General features: G+C 57.8%; 20 protein-coding genes. 6 read left to right on the top strand and 14 right to left on the bottom strand.

The genetic code is table 11. The features are described from left to right. A partial coding sequence (locus CKW24_RS16070; protein WP_143501215.1) for an AMP-binding protein occupies nt 1-908 on the top strand: 908 nt, incomplete at its 5' end. Nucleotides 909-1,061: 153 nt separating this feature from the next. Here the strand turns inward: CKW24_RS16070 and CKW24_RS16065 are convergent. Together CKW24_RS16065 and CKW24_RS16060 are read right to left on the bottom strand one after the other, a co-directional pair. Beyond that, nucleotides 1,062-1,436 (bottom strand): tautomerase family protein, encoded by a 375-nt coding sequence (locus CKW24_RS16065; protein WP_095169164.1) that lies wholly within the window; start codon nt 1,434-1,436, stop codon nt 1,062-1,064. Nucleotides 1,437-1,442: 6 nt separating this feature from the next. After that, a complete protein-coding gene (locus tag CKW24_RS16060; RefSeq protein ID WP_095169163.1) occupies nt 1,443-1,778 on the bottom strand; it encodes a carboxymuconolactone decarboxylase family protein in 336 nt (111 codons plus the stop codon). 107 nt (nt 1,779-1,885) lie between these two features. Between CKW24_RS16060 and CKW24_RS16055 the strand changes: the two genes are divergently transcribed. Continuing rightward, the gene (locus CKW24_RS16055) at nt 1,886-2,773 is read left to right on the top strand and encodes a LysR substrate-binding domain-containing protein (protein WP_095169162.1); all 888 of its coding nucleotides are present in this window, start codon (nt 1,886-1,888) and stop codon (nt 2,771-2,773) included. A gap of 445 nt (nt 2,774-3,218) precedes the next feature. Here CKW24_RS16055 and CKW24_RS16045 read toward each other — a convergent pair whose 3' ends face one another. From CKW24_RS16045 to CKW24_RS16010, 8 genes are all read right to left on the bottom strand, one after another. Further along, entirely contained in the window at nt 3,219-4,457 is a 1,239-nt protein-coding gene (locus CKW24_RS16045; protein ID WP_095169160.1) for a serine hydrolase, read from the bottom strand. A 5-nt stretch (nt 4,458-4,462) separates the two neighbouring features. Next, nucleotides 4,463-5,419 carry an ABC transporter ATP-binding protein gene (locus tag CKW24_RS16040; protein WP_095169159.1) on the bottom strand — a complete coding sequence of 319 codons (957 nt, stop codon included), beginning with the start codon at nt 5,417-5,419 and terminating at the stop codon, nt 4,463-4,465. 24 nt (nt 5,420-5,443) lie between these two features. After that, entirely contained in the window at nt 5,444-6,475 is a 1,032-nt protein-coding gene (locus CKW24_RS16035) for an ABC transporter ATP-binding protein (protein WP_095169158.1), read from the bottom strand. Beyond that, nucleotides 6,475-7,359, bottom strand: a complete 885-nt coding sequence (locus CKW24_RS16030; RefSeq protein WP_095169157.1) for an ABC transporter permease — start codon at nt 7,357-7,359, stop codon at nt 6,475-6,477. Before CKW24_RS16030 ends, CKW24_RS16035 begins: the two co-directional genes overlap by 1 nt. Beyond that, a complete protein-coding gene (locus CKW24_RS16025) occupies nt 7,356-8,372 on the bottom strand; it encodes an ABC transporter permease (RefSeq protein WP_095169156.1) in 1,017 nt (338 codons plus the stop codon). Before CKW24_RS16025 ends, CKW24_RS16030 begins: the two co-directional genes overlap by 4 nt. Nucleotides 8,373-8,556: 184 nt before the next feature. Further along, nucleotides 8,557-10,107, bottom strand: coding sequence for an ABC transporter substrate-binding protein (locus CKW24_RS16020; protein WP_095169155.1), 1,551 nt, complete (start codon nt 10,105-10,107; stop codon nt 8,557-8,559). A gap of 223 nt (nt 10,108-10,330) precedes the next feature. Beyond that, complete coding sequence (locus CKW24_RS16015; RefSeq protein ID WP_095169154.1) at nt 10,331-11,158, bottom strand: helix-turn-helix transcriptional regulator; 828 nt, start codon at nt 11,156-11,158, stop codon at nt 10,331-10,333. A gap of 481 nt (nt 11,159-11,639) precedes the next feature. Then, nucleotides 11,640-12,533 carry a LysR family transcriptional regulator gene (locus tag CKW24_RS16010; RefSeq protein ID WP_095169153.1) on the bottom strand — a complete coding sequence of 298 codons (894 nt, stop codon included), beginning with the start codon at nt 12,531-12,533 and terminating at the stop codon, nt 11,640-11,642. Between the two features lie 94 nt (nt 12,534-12,627). On the opposite strand from CKW24_RS16010, the gene CKW24_RS16005 reads away from it, so the two are divergent. Beyond that, nucleotides 12,628-13,794 (top strand): MFS transporter, encoded by a 1,167-nt coding sequence (locus tag CKW24_RS16005; RefSeq protein ID WP_095169152.1) that lies wholly within the window; start codon nt 12,628-12,630, stop codon nt 13,792-13,794. Between the two features lie 61 nt (nt 13,795-13,855). Here the strand turns inward: CKW24_RS16005 and CKW24_RS16000 are convergent, their stop codons facing one another. Together CKW24_RS16000 and CKW24_RS15995 are read right to left on the bottom strand one after the other, a co-directional pair. Then, nucleotides 13,856-14,347 (bottom strand): RES family NAD+ phosphorylase, encoded by a 492-nt coding sequence (locus CKW24_RS16000; protein WP_095169151.1) that lies wholly within the window; start codon nt 14,345-14,347, stop codon nt 13,856-13,858. Continuing rightward, nucleotides 14,347-14,820 carry an antitoxin Xre/MbcA/ParS toxin-binding domain-containing protein gene (locus CKW24_RS15995; protein ID WP_095169150.1) on the bottom strand — a complete coding sequence of 158 codons (474 nt, stop codon included), beginning with the start codon at nt 14,818-14,820 and terminating at the stop codon, nt 14,347-14,349. The genes CKW24_RS16000 and CKW24_RS15995 overlap by 1 nt, the downstream gene beginning before the upstream one ends. Nucleotides 14,821-15,446: 626 nt before the next feature. On the opposite strand from CKW24_RS15995, the gene CKW24_RS15990 reads away from it, so the two are divergent. Beyond that, nucleotides 15,447-16,178, top strand: a complete 732-nt coding sequence (locus tag CKW24_RS15990; RefSeq protein ID WP_159987301.1) for an ABC transporter substrate-binding protein — start codon at nt 15,447-15,449, stop codon at nt 16,176-16,178. 437 nt (nt 16,179-16,615) lie between these two features. Here the strand turns inward: CKW24_RS15990 and CKW24_RS15985 are convergent, their stop codons facing one another. Then, nucleotides 16,616-17,311: a helix-turn-helix domain-containing protein gene (locus tag CKW24_RS15985; protein ID WP_095169148.1), complete on the bottom strand. Its 696-nt coding sequence runs from the start codon at nt 17,309-17,311 to the stop codon at nt 16,616-16,618. Nucleotides 17,312-17,414: 103 nt separating this feature from the next. Here CKW24_RS15985 and CKW24_RS15980 point away from each other — a divergent pair, with 103 nt between their 5' ends. Both CKW24_RS15980 and CKW24_RS15975 read left to right on the top strand, forming a co-directional pair. After that, nucleotides 17,415-18,356, top strand: a complete 942-nt coding sequence (locus CKW24_RS15980; RefSeq protein WP_095169147.1) for a carbon-nitrogen hydrolase family protein — start codon at nt 17,415-17,417, stop codon at nt 18,354-18,356. A 71-nt stretch (nt 18,357-18,427) separates the two neighbouring features. Next, entirely contained in the window at nt 18,428-18,862 is a 435-nt protein-coding gene (locus tag CKW24_RS15975) for a GFA family protein (protein ID WP_095169146.1), read from the top strand. A gap of 64 nt (nt 18,863-18,926) precedes the next feature. Here the strand turns inward: CKW24_RS15975 and CKW24_RS15970 are convergent, their stop codons facing one another. Beyond that, complete coding sequence (locus CKW24_RS15970; RefSeq protein WP_095169145.1) at nt 18,927-19,898, bottom strand: TerC family protein; 972 nt, start codon at nt 19,896-19,898, stop codon at nt 18,927-18,929. Nucleotides 19,899-19,951 lie beyond the last annotated feature (53 nt).

Here is a 19,951-nt window from a genome sequence, read left to right as displayed (position 1 = left end):
AGGTCAATATCCTCTACACCGCGCCGACCGCGATCCGCGCGATGATGGCCTCCGGCACTGCCGCCTGCGAAGGCACCGATGGCAGCAGCCTGCGCCTGTTGGGTTCGGTGGGCGAGCCGATCAACCCAGAAGCTTGGGACTGGTACTACAAGAACGTCGGACAATCGCGTTGCCCGATCGTCGACACCTGGTGGCAGACCGAAACCGGCGCCACCCTGATGAGCCCGCTGCCGGGCGCTCACGCCCTCAAGCCAGGCTCTGCGGCGCGTCCATTCTTCGGCGTGGTGCCGGCGCTGGTGGATAACCTGGGCAACATCATCGAGGGTGCGGCCGAAGGCAACCTGGTGATCCTCGACTCGTGGCCAGGCCAGGCCCGTACCTTGTACGGCGACCATGACCGTTTTGTCGACACCTACTTCAAGACCTTCCGCGGCATGTACTTCACCGGCGACGGTGCTCGTCGCGACGAAGACGGCTACTGGTGGATCACCGGCCGGGTGGATGACGTGCTCAACGTCTCCGGCCACCGCATGGGCACCGCCGAAATCGAAAGCGCGATGGTCGCCCACCCGAAAGTCGCTGAGGCCGCGGTAGTCGGCGTGCCGCACGACATCAAGGGCCAGGGGATCTATGTCTACGTCACCCTCAACGGTGGCGAAGAGCCGAACGAAGCGTTGCGCCTGGAACTGAAGAACTGGGTGCGCAAGGAGATCGGTCCGATCGCCTCGCCGGATGTCATCCAGTGGGCGCCAGGACTGCCGAAAACCCGTTCGGGGAAAATCATGCGCCGGATCCTGCGCAAGATTGCCACGGCTGAGTACGATGGCTTGGGTGACATCTCGACCCTGGCCGACCCGGGTGTGGTGCAGCATTTGATCGATACTCACAAGACCATGAACGTCGCGTAGGCTTTCTCAAGCTATCAGCCGGCGTCCATTTCGCTCGGTAAATCACCGCCTGAGTAGTGGACGTCGGTGCAGTCGGTCTCGAAGGCCAAGCGGCGCAATCTCCGGGGGAGTTCAAAGACCGCCTTTCGCTCGCAGATCTGGTGAATGCGCCCGCTAGTTACCCCGCCCTCCTCCAAACGACCACTCATCGCCGGCCGTAGTGGTGATTACTACCATGACATCCTCCGCGTTCAGGCCCGTCGCCCGCCCCAATTTTTCAACCAGATCGCGGTAAAACCGCTGTTTGGTCCCGACACTTCGAGGACGGCCTGCGGTAATCGCGATGAGCACAAAGTCATGGCTGCGCGGCCCGCCAAGGTAGTGGGGATCAAATATCAGCTCGCCGACCTCATGCTGGTGAATGGCCTGGAAACGATCTGTCTTCGGTACTTCGAAGCTCTCGACCAAGGCGTCGTGCAAACCTGCAGACAATGCCTGTAGATACTCGGCCGACTTCCCGCGGTGCAGTGAAATTCGTGCAAACGGCATCAACGGCTACTCCTGATGTTCTGGAAGACGAGCTTGAAGCTCACTAAGCACGTTCAGTGCCGAGGCAGCCGTCGGCCAACCGGAATAAAACGCCAGGTGGGTGATGACTTCGGACAGTTCGTCGACACTCAAACCGTTATCGAGTGCACGTTGAAAATGGAACGGCAATTGCTCAAGCCGGTACATCGCCACCAGCGCGGCCACCGTCGCCAGACTGCGTTCGCGGGGCCTCAATTGCGGACGTGTCCAGATGTCGCCAAACAATACGTTGTCAGTCAGTTCGGCAAACTTCTGCGGGTAGTTGCCCTGCTGTTCCCGCCCAGTGACCTTCGATGCACTCATGATGATTTCCCCTGATGTCCCAATTGACGGGAGAAAACTATCAAGTCGCAACAATTCCGAATATCAGATTTAATTGCAGCAATCATCCTGAATTAGTGGACTATTGAATGCGCCGTCCAACCTTCGATCTTGACGTATTGCGCACCTTCGTTACCGGCGTGGAGTACAACAGTTTTGCCAAAGCGGCGGATCGGCTCGGTCGATCGACGTCTGCCGTAAGCGCTCAATTGAAGAAACTCGAGGAACAGGTCGGTACGCCGGTACTGGCCAAATCCGGTCGCGGGCTGGTCTTGACCCCCATGGGAGAAACACTGCTCAGCCATGCCCGCCGGTTGCTGGAACTGAACGACGGCATTTTCCAGACGCTGCACGAAAACCAGACCGCCGAGACCATACGCCTCGGGCTACAAGAGGACTTCGGGGAACATTTTCTGAGCGATATCCTGCGAGGCTTCGTCAGGACTTACCCAAGGGTGAATCTCGAAGTCCGGATCGCCCGTAACACCGAGCTGCTTGCTCTGGTCGAAAGTGCAGAGCTGGACCTGGCTCTGACCTGGGACACCGGGCACATGTCGCCCTATGCCACGCGCCTGGGCGAAACCCAGATGCACTGGATCGGAGCCCCCGATACGCCAGTGCCGTCAGGCCTTGATGACTCACCGTTGCCATTGATCATGTTTGACGCGCCTTGCGTAATGCGCAGCGCTGCCACCCTGGCGCTGGATGCTGCTCACATACCCTGGCGGATTGCCCTCACCAGCCCCAGCGTGGGTGGAATCTGGGCGGCCGTCACCGCCGGATTGGGCCTGACGCTTCGCACCCGGATCGGACTGCCGCGCCATCTCACCGTAGTTCCTGGCCTGCCACCCGTGCCAAGCCTTGGCTACGTGCTGCACAACGGTGGCGACGACCCGACACCTGCCACCCAACTATTGGCGGCATTGATCAAAACCGGCCTGCAAGAACAGATCTTTCGTTTCACGATGACGAAATAATCGAAGGTACCAAGGGTTCATACGAGCGATACGAATGGAAAACAACGAAGCACTGAGGGGGGGCCCAGTGGAGGAGTATGGGGCGTTTGCTGCACCCCACGAAGGGCAGCTGTCGGCCAGGAGCGGCCATTCGCAGCTCCAGCAGCAAGGACCGTTCGTTGTCGAGCCACTGGGTCTGGATAGCAACTTAGTGTTTTCAACGCACAACGCCTACTTTTCGGCTCGCAACAAGCACTGATCAATGATCGTTTGGCTCAGTTGAGTGCAGCGTGAATTCGCATAGGCATTGAGCAGGAGTTGGGGGCAGCAGTCGGGGTGGGTGGTGTCGCAGGTACGGCCATGAATAATGTCGTATCAAAATGTTCAGTACAACGAGGTTGCACATGGCACCTCTTCACCAAGGCTAGGAGGTGCCTGACAAGCCGCGTTCATTCATACTCCCGCGTCAGCTGCGTTGCAGCTCTTCAACCACCGCGGCACAAGCACGGAAGGTATTCACCGTCCATTCTGGATTGATAAAGTCCGGCCAACTGGATAGTTTTACGATTGCCACTTCAGAAGCCGGATCCCAATAGATACTCTGCCCAAATACTCCGCGCGCCGAATAGATACCCTGTCCACTGTCCAATACCCAGCACTGATTACTATAAGCCGCACCCGGAAAGTGCTTGGTATAGTGGCCATAGAGGACTTCAAAAGCCGGTGTGGAACCACGGCCGCATGCACGCACAAACTCCTCTGGAACAATTTGCTCGCCGTTGAAACGCCCACCCTGAAGATACATCTGGGCAAAGCGCGCCAAATCACGCAGCGTGGCGCTCATCCCGCCATCGGCCAACGCAGTGCCAACACCATCTAGGGTGACGCTCGCGTCTTGTTCCGTGCCCAGCTTGGACCAGATCTCCCGACTGAGTAAAACTGGGAGCCGTTCGTCACAGGCCCGCTCACAGACCCAAGCCAACATATCGGTATCCACTGAGCGATACTCAAAGAACTGGCCATGTTCACGGTCTTTGCCCAGCGACTTCAACAAACCATAGATGCTATCAGGTGACTTGCTCTCCCCTCGTTCCCGCCAGCCTGAAGCGATATCCAGCTGGATGTACTCGGCATCTAGGTCGGTGTAGTCCTCCCTGAATCTCACCCCTGTGCGCATATCGAGCAAATCCTGCACGCGTGCATCGCCATAACCACTTGTCGAAAGCTCGGGTACATAGTGGCTGACCTGCGCGTGAGGGTCGATCCTGCCCTGACCAATCAGCCTGCCCACCAGGGCGCCAATGATGCTCTTGGACACGGACTGCAATAGGTGCAAGGTGTGCGGCTGCATACCGTTGAAATACTGTTCCGAAACCACCTTGCCTCGATGAAGCACCAAAAAACCATCGGTATAGCTATCGGTCAAGAAGGTCGCCAGATCGGTTTGCTCGCCGTCGACCCGCTGGAAATGTATGTCGTCCAGTGAGCGTTCGTTGCGCTCGAGTTCGGTAACCGTTCCGGGACTGCGATGAATAGCGGCAACCGGAAACAGCTGGCTCATGTGCTGGAACGACCAGCGGTTATAGGGCGGGCTGTCCCAGTTATGCTGGCCGACTTGCTTTTCCCGGGGCGGCGGATTGCCCTGCATCAGCCTTAAGTCCTGATAACCAATGCCGGGGGCGGTCATGTCTTTTTTATTGTACATAGGGTTCAGTTCTCATCGTTCAGAGGGTGGTGGCAAGAAAAGCGGTGGCCGTGAACCTCAGTCTCGGTTGGCACCTCTCGGCGACAACGCTCACTGACCCTCGGGCAACGGGGCGCGAAGTGGCACCCGGCAGGCCGGTTCAAAGGGCTGGGGATCTCGCCACTCAGGGTTTGCAACTGGTCACGGCGTTCCGGGTCGATGGAGGGCACTGAATTGAGCAGCGCACGAGTGTAGGGATGACAAGGTCGGCCGAACACCTGCTCCACAGGCCCAGCCTCGACGATGCGCCCCAAGTACATCACCAGCACCTGCTGCGCCAGATACTCGACCGTCGCAAGGTCGTGACTGATAAACAGGTAGCTAAGACCATTGTCGGTCTGCAGCGCCTTGAGAAGTTGCAGCACCTGGGCTTGGACCGACACGTCCAGCGCCGCGGTAGGCTCATCGAGGATCAGCAGTTTTGACTCCAGCGCTAGGGCCCGGGCGATAGCGATACGCTGCAACTGGCCACCGGAGAATTCATGGGGGTAGCGCTCCATGTGCTCCTCGCCCATCCCCACATTTCCAAGCAGCGTGAGAATGCGCGCGTGCAAGGCGCTACCGCGCAAACCAAAGGCAACCTTCAGCGGCTCGGCAATAATCGCCTTGATCGTCATTTTCGGGTTCAGCGAGGCGTAGGGATTCTGGAACACCATGCTCAAGCTCCGGCCCCGCGCCCTGGCATCAGTGGGCAGCGGCTGACCTTCTACCAGAATTTGCCCACTATCGGATGACAGCAGACCGAGCAAGGTCGCGGCCACCGTACTTTTGCCACAACCGGATTCCCCCACCAACGCGACCGTCTCACCTACCTGCACCTCCAGGCTGATGCGGTCGATGGCGGTCACCAGTCCGCTGCTGGTGGCGAAGGTCTTGTGCAGCTGATTAACGCTCAGCAGTGCGGGCTGTTTGTTGTTATTCATAGCCGTTTACCTTTCAAAGAAGCCTCACACCGTGACTAACGTGTTGTGGCAAGCTGCCCAGTGTCCATTGCTGATGGTCACCCTCGGCGCAGCCTGATGGCAGCGTCCGGTGGCCCGCTCACAGCGCGGATTGAAGGCGCAGCCTGCCGGCGGAGCCGCCATGTTCGGCACCTGCCCCGGGATGAAGTCCAGGGACTGTCGACCCTGTCCCAACTTGGGCACGGTCCCCATCAACTTGAGGGTGTAAGGATGTGCCGGTCGTTTGAACACCTGGCCCACCGGGCCACTCTCCACGACTTCTCCGGCATACATCACCGCCACCCGGTCGCAGAGCGAGGCCACGACACCTAGGTCGTGGGTGATAAACAGAATTGCCAATTCCTGCTCCCGTGCCAGCTTGCGCAGCAGGGCGATGATCTGAGCCTGCACTGTCACATCCAGCGCGGTGGTCGGCTCATCGGCGATCAGCAATTTCGGCCGACAGGCCAGCGCCATGGCGATCACCACCCGCTGCAGCTGACCGCCCGACATCTGGTGCGGATATTTGTTTAGCGCCAAATGGGGATCGGGCATGCTCACCGCTTCCAGCGCGCTCTGAGCCTCCGCACGGATTTGTGCCTTGCCGAGCGACCGATGGCAGCCGATCACATCGCACATCTGCCGCCCGACAGTGAAGAATGGGTTGAGCGCCTTCATCGGATTCTGGAAGATCATCGCCGCACCACCACCCCGCAATGCGGCCAGTTGTGACTGCGACGCGCCATTGACCTGCTGTCCCGCCACCTTGATGCGCCCTTCCAGCCGGGCTGACTCCGGCATCAATCCCAGGCAGGACATCGCCGTCATGGACTTGCCCGAACCCGACTCACCCACCAGCCCAAGGATCTCGCCGCGCTTGACTGTCAGGTCGATGCCCCGTACAGCTTTGACGGTTTGGAACAAACCAGGGAAGGACACGGTTAGCCCTTCCACTTCTAGTACAAGGTCTTCAGCCGCATCGGTATGCGTAGCGACGAGAGGCTCAAGTGCAGGGTGTAGCAAGGATTGTTCGATCATCAGCGAGTCCCCTTTTTCGGATCGAGCACATCGCGCAGACCATCACCCACCAGGTTTACGGCCAACACCAGGACAAAAATCGCCAGCCCTGGAAACAGCACCGTCCAAGGACTCTCCAGAAACTGCGAGCGCGACGACGCAGCCATCAGCCCCCACTCGACCATGGGTGGCTTGGCCCCCAACCCGATAAAACTCAGCGAGGCGGCCGCAAGAATGGTGTAACCAAAGTCCATGGAGCCCTGCACGATCACAGGCGTGGTGGCATTGGGCAGGACGTGGCGCAGCAGGATACGGCCATGACTGACACCCATGGAACGGGCGGCCTGGATGTAGGTTTCTGACCGAACCCGTACTACCGCACCACGCATGATCCTCGCGTACCAGGGAGACCAGGAGACAGCGAGCGCTAACATGGCGTTGGCCAAACCCGATCCCAGCGCAGCAGTGATAGCGATCGGCAACAACAGCGGCGGAAAGGCCAGGAACACATCTGAGAAACGCATAAGCAGCGTATCAACTCGACCACCGAAGTAACCGGAAGCAAGCCCAATCGGAATGCCGATCAGCATCGCAATCAGAGTCACAGTCACTCCGATGATCAGCGAGGTGCGTGCGCCGTAAAGCACCCGTGAAAGAATGTCGCGACCAAACTCGTCAGTGCCCATCCAGTGTGCCCAGTTGGGTGCCAGCAATTTCTGGGAAAAGACAATCTTGTTCGGTTCATAAGGCGCAAGCCAGGGGGCGAAGAGTGCCGCCAGGATGATCAGGAGCAATAACAGTGCACCGAATACAAACAACTTGTTATCGCTGGCAAACGCCCGGGTCTTGATACGCCATGATGGGGCTCGCGAGTGCATGGATAAGGAAACGTGTTGGATACTCATTGGACTCGCAACCTCGGATCAACAAGGTGATACAAGAGATCAACGATCAGGTTGATCGACAGATACGCCGTGGCCAACACCAGGGTGGCTCCCATCACGGCGGGGAAATCATTCTGGGCAATCGAAAACACCACGAAGCCGCCCAGGCCAGGCCAATCGAAAACGAACTCAACGACTACCGCACCGCCAAGTAGGTAACCGAAGGTCAGGCCCACCACGGTCAGGAGCGGAATCATTGTCGCCTTCAGGGCATAGGCGTAATGGATACGCCACTTGGGTACACCGTAAGAAACGGCGGTACGGATGTACTCCTCCGATAGCACCTCCACCATCATGTTGCGAGTAATCCGGGTGACAGTAGCCAAGGTCACGATGACCAGGGTGAGCACGGGTAACGTCAGGTGTTTGATCGCGCTCCACAGTGCTACGAAATTACCGGCCAGCAGAGTGTCGATCAGGTAAAAGCCTGTCACGCGTTCAAAGGGGGTATCGAGAAGAATGGAAGCATCTATACGGCCTTGCAGGGGCAGCCAGTTGAGTTTGCCGTAGAACACCAACTGCAAGCCCATGGCCAAGATGAAAACTGGAAACGCCATCCCGGCAATGGACCCCGCTCGTGCCGCATTGTCGATCACTGAGTTCTGCCGCGCCGCGGAGATCACACCGATAGGAACGCCCAGCACCACCACCCAGAACATCGCCAGGAATGTCAGTTCAAAAGTCGCGCCAACCCGCCTGGTCACTTCCTCCAGCACCGGCCGCCCGGTGCGCAAACTGGTACCAAAATCGCCCTGGAAGAGATCACCGAGGTAATTCAAATACTGGATCGGCATCGGCTTATCCAGCCCCAGCGCCGTGCGCGCGACAGCAATTTGCTCCGCCGTGGGGTGGTTCCCCAGCATCATCTCTACCGGCGAACCGGGAAGAGCCCGGCTCAGCGCGAAGGTGATGGTCAACACTCCCAGAAGAATGAAGAACATCATCATCAATCGCTGCGCTATAAACTTCGCCATTTGGTATACCCCTTGTGGCTAACTGAACTTGACTCTGAATTATTGCGCCCAACATGGAGCCACCAAGGTTTATCAAACCTTGGTGAAGCAACCAGGAAAGTTGACTGACATGTCCGGTTTATCCAGTGGCGTGGCGAATCAAAGGTGAAGCGGCGAATGCAACTTCACCTCGGAAAATTCACAACTAACGGCGCAAGCCATAGTAGAAGATCGCCTCATACGCAGGATTCAGGCTCCTCTGCATACCCTCGATGTCTTTGCGGGAGACGCGAATCTGCTGCAGGTCGGCGTACCAGATCGCAGGAGCGTCCTTGATCAGTTGCTGTTGTGCCTGCACGTACTTTTCAGTGGCCTGAGCCCGATCACTGCCTTCTAGTGCCGCCCCCTCTTCGATCAACTGGTCAAAGCTGGCGTTGCTGTAGTGCGAAAGATTGAACAGCGTCGTTTTCTCAGTATGGAACTCGCTGAACAGCCAATCGCTAGGGGTTGGATAAGCCGGCCACCAAGCCATGGACTGCATGTTGGGGGCGGTCTCCAGTTTCTTCGCCTTATCCCAGATTACGCCCCATTCGCCGGGGCGCAACTCCACCTCAACGCCGAGCTGAGACGCCGTCGCCTGGAACAGTTCGGCCGCGTTGGCGTAGTCCGCCTTGCCACTGATGTACTGTATCGAGACCTTCCAGTCCTGCTTGGGAACTCCGGAGGCTTCGAGCAACTGGCGGGCCTTGTCAAGATCATAGGAGGCCATGGGCACGCTGGCATGCCCCCAGATACTGGTAGGTAGAGGCCCCTTGGGAACACTGCCGTAGCCATGCAAAACATCTTTGGTGACACTTTCATAGTCCCAGAGGTACTGCAGCGCCTGACGGAACGCCAGGTTGTCCGTCGGGTATTTTTGAGTATTGATCAGGAACTGGTAGTTCTTCCACGAAGGCGCGGAGGTCACAGTGATGGCGGGGTCTTGCCCCAGCAGCTTGAGCTGATCGAGCGGGATATCCCAGGCGACACCGGCCTCGCCATTTTTTATCATTTGCGTACGAGTGGCGGCTTCGGACACCACCTTGACGATGACTCGATCAAACTGCCCTTCCTTCCAGCCACCCCAGTAGTCATCGAACCGCTCAAGGACCACTTGCTGCCCCTGCTCGACCTGCCCGAGCTTGTAGGGACCGGTACCGATGGCGTTGGGAGCCATCATCCAGTCATGCCCTTTATCGACCGCTGCCGGGGCAATGATGTAAGACGCATACTGACCTGCTGCGATCAAATTGGCCGGCGTGGGACTCTTGAACTTGAGCACTACCGTATCGTCAGCGAGGGCCTCGACGGTATCCAGACTTTTCCATACATACGCAGCGCCCTGTTTCAGCCCTTTGACGTAATCAATGGACTTTTTGACCGCTGCGGCATTAAAGGCCGAACCGTCATGAAATTTAACGCCCTGCCGCAGCTTGAAGGTCCAAGTCTTGCCGTTGTTGCTGCTTTCCCAGGACGTGGCGAGCCCGGGGGAAAACTCCTCCGCACTGCCTGGCGCGTTATATACCACTAGAGTCTCGTAGATATTGCCCAGCACCCGCACTTCTTCCGAAAAAGCCGAGGCCGGATCCCAATCCTTGAAAGAGGCTCTATCAGCGACAACCAAGGTATTGTTTGCCGCACACGCCAAACCACTGGTCAACGGCGCAGTAACGGACAGCGCCATCACCCCCGCAATCAATGTTCTTTTTACATTCATCGGTGTTCCTCTTATTTTTATGATAGGCGCAGCGGATCACTTGTAAAAACAGGCACTTATTAAAGTGGAATGAATGAAGTGAATGGCCGTTAGCGAAACTGACTTTTGAGTGGTGTAAGCCATTATTGATCTGGTGCACGGCCAACTCAATTTCGCGAGCGAGAAGCAAATAACGCGCAATGACGCCCTAAAGCGTCACCTAGCGTCTATTTTTAGAAAAAGGCTAAAACAGCGGAGGGACAAGGTTGAACTCACCTTCTGATGGACGTACCAGCAGCCGCGCCCTCACCTCGTCGGGAATCTCAGGGGCATCAATCGGAAAACAGCCGCAACTGGTGAGCGCGTTACGCAGGTCGATTAACTCGCCCAAGTGCTCAAACACAATCTGCGCACCAAAAGGACGGCGGAAATTGTCACCCGAAACACCCAGCACCAAGCCGTTGAGAAAACGGAAACGGCTGCGGTAGGAGGGATAAAGCGCCGACCAGATATAGCCCCGGGACGAGAGGTACTCCCGCTCGACGATGTAAATCAGATCCGATGAGGCAAAGCAGAATCCCCGATACTTATTGATACCGAAACTCTTTTGCTGACCATCACCCAACCTCATCCGCTCGTAGGTTTTACTCAGCATTTTGTTGCCAGAGCGGGTCAAGCGGGTAATCGACTTGATCACCTCCCCCGGCGCGGAAGGCGACATCAAATAGACAAAGTAATAACCCTGATACTTCGACAACGCCTGCGCGGAGCTCGGAAAAAAATCGGCTGGCACCGCGCAGTCAAGCTCTCGCCCCGTGCGCTGCCTGTTGAGCAAAGCGCGGAAGGCCTCATGTTCGGTGAATATCTCCTCCTCATCTACCCCAAAAAAAGCGCAGATCTTGCGCAGGGTAAAGGATGAAGGAGTCGCCTGCGCCCCCAAGTATTTGTTGAACTGCTGGCGGTTGATATCAAGGGAGCGGCACACCTTCGCCACCGATTTATAATATCCGCAGAGAAGGCGCAAGTTTTGACTGAAGTCTTGCGTCGACTGGGATGAACTGGAACTCACCATAAAGAATATTCCTAACGCCACAATTGACAACACGCTGAACTAATCATCGCTTGGGGTCACGGTTTCAAAAGCTGAGTGCAAGACAGTGGCGCAGATACTCGGCATTGCCAACCCGTGATCGACGTGAACATTGAGCCCGACCATAGCGCCTGGATGGTGGAATATTCAACAAATACACAAACTTATCCAGCGATTCCTGGTGCATCGCCGGGATTATCATCGGTTTCATCGACCGGTTGAACCCACAGTCGAATGCTGCCTGTCGCCACCGGCAGCGTTGGGTCGTTTTCTGCCCCTCACAATGGTCAGAAAACGGCCATTACCTGCCATTTACGACGTGCAGACGAGGCACCAATGCAATGGCGCCCTACTGTTCCATTCAAGGCCCCCCCCTGATAGCGCGCCCAACGATGTTTTGCTCACTACTTGCTTAACGCGAACAGCATCACGAGCCCCCTGAATGATCAGATGACGCAAGCGCTCACATCCGGTGATGTTCCAGCAAGAAATCCACGAACAACCGCACCCGCGCCGGCATTGTCGAACCCCCTACGAACACCGCATGAATCGGTTCCTGATCGCCTGGGTTCCAGGCTTCCAGCAGCGGTATCAGGTCGCCGCGTTGCAGATCCTCGCTCACGCTGAATTCGCCGATACGCGCAATGCCGGCACCTACTCGCGCGAGTTGTGCCAGCGCTTCACCACTGCTGCATTCGATGTTGCCGCTGACCTTCAGGGAAAACTCACGTGCGTCGCGGATGAACGGCCAATTGGGTTCTGCACGTCGGAAGTTGAAGCGTAGGCAGTTGTGCCGTAGCAGGTCTTCTGGTTCCTCGGGGATGCCGTGGCGCTGCAGATACTCGGGCGATGCCACCACTACCTGGCCGGTGGCGCCGATCCTGCGGGCGGTCAGCGGGCTGTCCGGCAGATGGCCAAAGCGTACCGCCACGTCGGCCTGACCGCCGAGAATGTCGACGACTTCGTCGCCGAGGGTGAGGTCGACGACGATGTTCGGGTAGCGAGCGCTGAATGCTGCCACCAAGGGAACGATGGCCAGCCGCCCATGGCCAAGGGCCGCGCTGACCCGCAATCGGCCCCTTGGTACGCCCTGGTCGGCGATGGCTTCTTCGACCTCGGCCATGTCGGCCAGGATCCGTCGGGCGCCCCGCAGGAACGCCTCGCCCTCTGCGGTGAAGGTGATCGCTCGGGTGGTTCGCAACAGCAGGCGGGTACCAAGACGTTGCTCGGTACGCGCGATGATCCGACTGACCGCCGAGGGTGTCAGCCCCAATGCACGCGAGGCGGCCGACAGGCTGCCTTCCTGCGCCACGGTGGCGAACACGGCCATTTCACCCGACTTGCCGCTGAAGTCCATTTGTGCCCCTTACGCAAAGGTGATTGCCAAAAATGCTATCTACCGCTTGAAAAGGCTGGATCGTAGCATTGGCAGCATAGATAAGGAGCCTTCCATGCGTATCAATCCACCACTAGTCGCACTCGCCATAGGTGCCTTTGGCATTGGCGTTACCGAGTTTGCCCCCATGGGCATGTTGCCGGGTATCGCTGCCGATCTCGGCGTTTCCATTCCCGCCGCAGGTCTGTTGGTCAGCGCTTACGCCCTGGGCGTACTGCTCGGCGCGCCGCTGATGACCCTGACCACCGGCAAGATTCCCCGGCGCTATCTGCTGATCGGACTCATGGCGATTTTCACCCTGGGTAATCTGATGTCAGCCCTGGCTACCGATTACTACAGCCTCATGGTCGCCAGGGTGGTGACCTCGCTGAACCACGGTGCGTTCTTTGGCGTTGGCTCGATCGTCGCCGCCAGCGTGGTCGCCCCTGAGAAGCGTGCCGGGGCGGTTGCGGCAATGTTCATGGGCCTGACCCTGGCGACCATCGGCGGTGTGCCGCTTGCCGCCTGGTTTGGCGAACTGTTCGGCTGGCGCACCGCATTCTGGGGTATCACCGGCCTCGGCGTGGTGGCCATGGCGGCGTTGTGGTTCGCCCTGCCCAACCTGCCGGCGCCGAAAAGCGTCGGTGTACTGGCCGAGATTCGGGCACTGGGCCGTGGCCCAGTGTTGGGGGCGTTGGCCCTGACCGTAGTCGGCTCGGGGGCAATGTTTACTGTCTTCACCTACATCGCGCCCATCCTCAGCAGCGAGACCCACGCGTCCACCGCTTACATCACAGCCATGCTGGTGCTGTTCGGTGTGGGGTTGACGCTGGGCAACATGTGGGGCGGGAGGGCCGCCGACCGCTCGATAGATCGCACCCTGATCGTTTCGCTGAGCGTACTGATTCTGGTCTTGCTGGCGTTCACCGTGCTGATGCGTTGGCCGCTGCCGGCCGCTGTGACCATCTTGATATGGGGTATCGCCAGCTTCGCCCTGGTACCGCCGCTACAGATGCGCGTCATGGAAGCGGCCAAGGACGCGCCCAATTTGGCCTCTGCGGTGAACATCGGAGCGTTCAACTTCGGCAACGCGATTGGTGCGGCGCTGGGCGGCGCGGTGATCAATGCCGGGTTGGGTTATCCAGCGATCTCCCTAGCCGGAGCGGCTATGGCGGGTCTGGGGCTGCTGATGGTGTTGGCGTATGCCTGGCGCTCCAGAGCGATTGCCGCAGCGCTTGTGTGACGATGATGTGAGGGGGCTGTTAGTCGCCATGGATGAGTGACGGCTAGCGGCCAGACACAACCTAGGGAGGATTGAGCCTGGTGTCCAAAGCGAATTGTTCTTGGCTAACGAGTTCAAACAGATCCTGCGCAGCAGCGGGATTCATCAGCACATTCCAGCTGTGCCGAGAAACCGCCGAAGGTATCAATACGAAGGGATGCTGAGCTAGGAGGCCGTCACCGAACTGCTGTTGGCCGCGGCCGGGGGAGCCTGGAAATAGCCAGTTGGCATTCGGTACCGAGTTCGGCATCACCCGGTGAACCAACTTGATTTTTTTTACCCGGGCACACGTCAAGACGTGTGGGACAGTGTCCAATGCCTGAAAGCCTTTATGCACCGCCACCTCAAGAATTGCCGTGGAAGGATCCGCCGAGCAATACACAGCCTTGCAACCTTTAGAGTTCCACCGGCCGCCGGCAATTTCAGCGCCTATACCGGACGACCAGGTGGACGCATGCTTCTCCTGATCAAGACGCCACAAATACAACTCACCATTGCCTGGCACTATCGTCATCAGGAATACACCCCATACTCCATGCGCGTCAAAAAGTCCTCGACAAGCTCGAAGCCCATTTGCGTGGTCAGAAGATCTATAGGCGCCTTCCCTTCAAGCCCCATTGCTGGCGACGTCATCCAATTAACCGCTTGCTGACGATCACCCAACACTTCTTCAGCCTTGCTCAACACCGTAGCCAAGCGCCAGGTGCCGTTTGTTTGTTCAGCGGTCAGCGGCTCAGGACTCTTGATCCGACGCTGCACCGTACGATCAGACAGGCCAATGATCTTAGAAAAAACGTGATGGTCACGGAACTGGCTGTACGATTGAACAAACGAGATGACCAGGTCCGACGGAAAGCCTTTCTCCATGAGCGCGTGAAGCTCAAATGCGCTGGTGGCTTTGAGCTTTTTCCCCTCACCGAACAGCAATTGCAGCGGACGTATTGGGTCGTACGCTATTGGATAGGACTCTTTGCCTGCAGCAATCATGATCGCACTCCTCTGCCATATGGCTAAAATATAGCGCCACTTGACAGAAATTGCCAGCTACGTCGAAAGAGGTCACTTCCCGATGATAGGACCGAAGGGGGACGGATTTATTAATAGGGCAGGCAGTCGCCTTTGGCCGATAGCTGCCCGTTACGAAGGGCCCCAATCGACCCATTGCTGCCAGTCGTGGCTGGCAGTCAATGATAGGTTTCAGGAAGGCTTTACATTCAATGCACCTAAGATTTGATCAGCTACGCTTGGTGTAAGACAAACTTCAAGGATGATGCTGTCCAACTGGCTAACCCAACCTCTGAAGGTGGCTCGAATTTGTCCTCGCGTGCTCAAGCACAATCTATTTCTTTGAATAAATACCCTCCGACCGTTTGCACTTGCTGACGAGATTAGACGAGGCTTCAGATGGCACCCGTTAGAAGACATTGGCATTCTGTCGCCGTTCGATGGGAATCGGAGGCCCAATCTGAGTGCCTGAAAACGCTGGCACCAATCGATGACCGTAGGGCGAGTTGTCGATGCTCACTGTCCACTTTAATCATCTGGTGACGCGTTTATAGTGACTCGAAGGATGAACAGGAGCAGCCCGAGTGGGATGTATGAAAAGGAGGATGTTGGCCGCGATTCTGGCTTTCAGCTCATCCCATGTTCTGGCCGATGAGTGGCAGGTATTGACGCACAGTACCGGCCTTGAGGTGTCCCGTACGAGCGGGAGCCTGCGCGGCGTGCCACATAGTGGGAAGCGCGCCTTCTACCTAGAGCTGGTACGAGCGTTGTTGTCAGAGCTCGGCGAGCCTATGGAGATTACCGAAGTGCCACTGGCTCGAGGCTTGGCGCTGGTACAACAAAACGAAGGCATTGCCTTTTTCAATGTAAGCCGAACGGCGGACAGGGAATCGACCGTCAATTGGGTAGGGCCGATTTCCAGCGAAACGGATCGGCTATATGAAAGCGCCGAACATCCAACCGGAATCAATACGCTATCTGATGCTCGCCATTTACCCGTCTGTGTGCTGAACCACAACGTGGATGATACTGCCCTTGTGAGCCAAGGTTTTACTGCCATCATCCGTAGCAATAGCTATTCGGGTTGCTTCAAGATGCTGCAAGCGGGCAGAGTGCTGCTTGTAGCTTCATCGATATGGGGCTTACAACATAAGCTGGCCGAAGCCAAGGTCTCTGCCTCTGCATTGCGTCTAACGCCGGTGACGATCCTCACCTCCGATGGATACATAGCACTGTCCAAAAGCACACCTGGTTCGGAAGTGGCTCGATGGCAACGGGCCCTCGACCAGATCAAACAGAGCGGCAAATATGACGACATATTGAGTCTTTATGCGGATTGATCGGGCTGTACGAGATCTATCCTACCGAGAAGAAAGCAGGCACAAAGGAAACGATTGATCTGAACTGATTTAACCGGTCGCGCATTTCACCAGAAAGGCTGGAGGATGCAGAAATCTAGATGTTTATTGCTCCGTGTATCGACGTCCAGCGCCAAAAAAAGCCTTTTAAATTGGCCTGTTGGTACTTCAATATCAACTTCAAACCATAGCCTGCGAAAACGCAGAGTGGGTGGCTCTGGTCATTGTCGACAAGCTCGGTGGGCTCTGGCGATCACATTCTTAGGTGTATTGTTCTACAACATGAGGATCTGCGAGCTACCCGGCTCAAGGTGCGAATTCGTGTTTACCTGAGTGACCGCTATTGGCCGATTGCTGCCCGATACTACAGGCAGAAATCGGTCAGAAGTGAACGTTCGAGTGCTTGCTTTTCTCGACGGCTATTGCAATGGCCCGATTGCAGCGCTGCGGGTCCCGGCGAACGCACTCGTGCCAAGCCAGCGCCATATGTTTTGCGCATCCTGTACAGCCCCGTCTACACGCAGTTCTTGCGACTGAAGAACCTCCCTTGGTGTTCGGTCGCCCGCCCAGACCTCGGTCAACGCGCGCACGCTAGAGTCCACGACGAGGGTGAGCTCGCGTCCGGGATCGTCGCGGCACAGATCTGCCACACCGTGTTCGACCACCAGCCACCAATCTTGCTCGCCGGCCCGCGCGTCGCGGAATCTGAAATGGATGACCACTGTCCTGGGCGGGAACATCTCGATGCGTGCGAACCGGCGCACGTCCCACATGAGCAAGCCCGCGTCGAGTTCGTTATCGCGAAGGCGACTGCCTATCCAACGCGCGCCCCAATGGCCAAGCGCCATAATGATCGGGCGCAACTCCTCGCCGGCCTCAGTCAGGCTGTACTCCCAGACGTTGCCTGTGGCCGTGCGATGTACGACACCGATATCTTCCAAGTGGCGCAACCGCTGTGCCAGCAAGCTGGTGGACATCCGGGGTACGCCTCGACGCAATTCATTGAAGCGCTTACTGCCGCATAGCAGCTCGCGCACGACCAAAGGCGTCCAGCGCTCACACAGTGCTTCAGCACCGCGCGCGACGGTGCAGAACTGACCGTAGCTTTCGTCCATCGCCTGTACTCCGCAACTCAACGCTTCAGATTCTGAACTAGTCCCGCGACGTCGCCGCGCGCACGCTGAACTCCTCGATAGCCCACCGCCACAGGAGAACGTCATGACCAAGATAGCCATCATTCAGCGCCCGCCAGTGCTGCTCGATCGCAGCGCGACGATCGCTCGAGCCGTGCAATCGGTCGCGGAAGCTGCGCAGGCGGGAGCCTCGTTGATTGTGTTGCCCGAATCGTTCATTCCCGGTTACCCGTCGTGGATCTGGCGGCTAGCGGCGGGAAAAGACGGCGCGACAATGGGCCAGTTGCATACGCGCCTGCTGGCGAACGCCGTTGATATCGCCAACGGAGACCTGAAGGAATTGTGCGAGGTCGCCAGCGCTCACGCCGTGACAATCGTGTGCGGCATCAATGAATGCGAGCGGCATAAAGGAGGCGGCACGCTATATAACAGCGTAGTCGTTATCGGTACCAACGGCGAAGTACTGAACCGCCATCGCAAGCTGATGCCAACGAACCCCGAGCGCATGGTCCATGGTTTCGGCGATGCGTCGGGGTTGCGTACGGTCGATACACCCGTCGGCCGCATCGGTACGCTCATCTGTTGGGAAAACTACATGCCCCTGGCGCGCTATTCTTTGTATGCACAGGGCGTGGAAATCTACGTCGCCCCCACGTACGACACCGGCGAGGGCTGGATTAGCACGATGCGTCACATTGCACTCGAAGGCCGTTGCTGGGTGCTCGGCAGCGGTACGTCGTTGCGCGGTAGCGACATTCCTGATGACTTCCCATCTCGTGCGCAACTGTTTCCCGATCCGCAAGAGTGGATCAACGACGGCGACTCGGTGGTGGTCAACCCTCAAGGCCGCATCGTGGCCGGCCCATTACACCGAGAGATGGGCATTGTGTATGCGGACATCGATGTCTCGCTCGTGGCGCCAGCACGGCGGACGCTTGACGTCACCGGGCACTATGCGCGCCCTGACATTTTCCAACTGCAGGTTCGACGCACGCCAGCAACTGCGGTGCACTACATTGACGGGTGAAGCCCGCTAACACGTTGACGGCCCCTCCCCACTCCGGCGGCAGCCGTAACCACTGATCAAGGAGTCATTCCATGAGCATAGAAAAGTCTTACAACGGCCGTTGTTTTTGCGGCGCGGTCGAGTTCACCGTCAGCGGTGAACCGGCCGCCATGGGCTATTGCCATTGCGAGTCGTGTCGACATTGGTCAGCGGGGCCGGTCAACGCGTTCACACTGTGGAAACCCGAGGCAGTGCAAGTCACTCGGGGTGCTGAGAGCATTGGCACCTACAACAAGACACCGCGCAGTTATCGCAAATGGTGCAAGCAGTGTGGCGGGCACCTCTTCACCGAACACCCGGAAATGGGGCTCATCGACGTGTATGCCGCGGTGATCTCGGATCTCGCGTATTCGCCAAGCGTCCACGTCCACTATCAGGAGACCAGACTGCCCATCAAAGATGGGCTGCCCAAGCTCAAGGATGTCCCCAGCGAATTAGGGGGATCGGGCATCAGCGTGGACGAATAGAGTTCGCACGGTAGCGTGGGGCGTGCCAACCTCGCTTGGGCCCGCCCTCGCCTCACATTCATCATTACTCTGGCGTAACTCGGGTTTTGCCCTGCGTCAAAGCCAGGCTCAACAGGACCGAAATCAACAGGATGCCGCCGACCATGGCCAGCGACCATTGGACCGGCAGATGCCACCACGGCGCGACCAGCATCTTGCTGCCGATGAACACCAGTACGACGGCCAGGCCATATTTGAGCAAGTGGAAACGGTAGGCCATGTCGGCAAGCAGAAAATACAGTGCGCGCAGGCCCATGATGGCGAAAATGTTCGAGGTGAAGACGATGAAGGGGTCGGTGGTCACGGCGAAGATCGCCGGGATGCTGTCGACCGCGAACACCAGGTCACTGGCCTCGATCAGGACCAGCACCAGGAACATCGGCGTCGCCCAGCGCAGGCCGTTCTGGCGCACGAAGAAGCGCTCGCCGTGAAAGCCGTCGGTGATCCGCAAATGGCTACGTAGCCAGCACAGCAAAGGGTTTTTATCGAGATCGGGTTGCTGGTTGGCGAAGATCAGCATCTTGACGCCGGTGATAACCAGGAAAGCGCCAAAGACATACAGCAGCCAGGCAAACTCCTGCACCAGCCAGGCACCGGCGAAAATCATCCCGGCGCGCATGATGATGGCGCCGAGCACGCCATAGAGCAGGACGCGGCGCTGCAACTCTGGCGGCACGGCGAAATAGCCGAAGATCATCACGAAAACGAACATGTTGTCGATCGACAGCGACTGCTCGATCAGATAGCCCGTGAGGAATTCGAGCGTTGTACGCTGGGCCACTTCGGCGCCGAACTGGCTGCGCAGATACCACCAGAGCAGCCCCGCGAAGACCAACGCCAAACTGCTCCAGGCGATGACCCAGGACAGCGCTTCACGCACCGAAACACGATGCGCCTTGCGCCCGCCGAAGACGAAAAGGTCCAGCGCCAGCATGGCGAGAACGAATCCGATGAAGGCGGCCCACATCCAGGACTGGCCGACGCTGATGGCGGTCATTCAACTATCCAGGTTTGGTCGATACTCATGCAGAGCGGCGCGATTACTCGCCT

The sequence above is a fragment of the Pseudomonas sp. Irchel 3H3 genome, assembly GCF_900187635.1.
Taxonomy (GTDB): Bacteria; Pseudomonadota; Gammaproteobacteria; order Pseudomonadales; family Pseudomonadaceae; genus Aquipseudomonas.
This window is presented reverse-complemented; position numbering and strand designations above follow the sequence as displayed.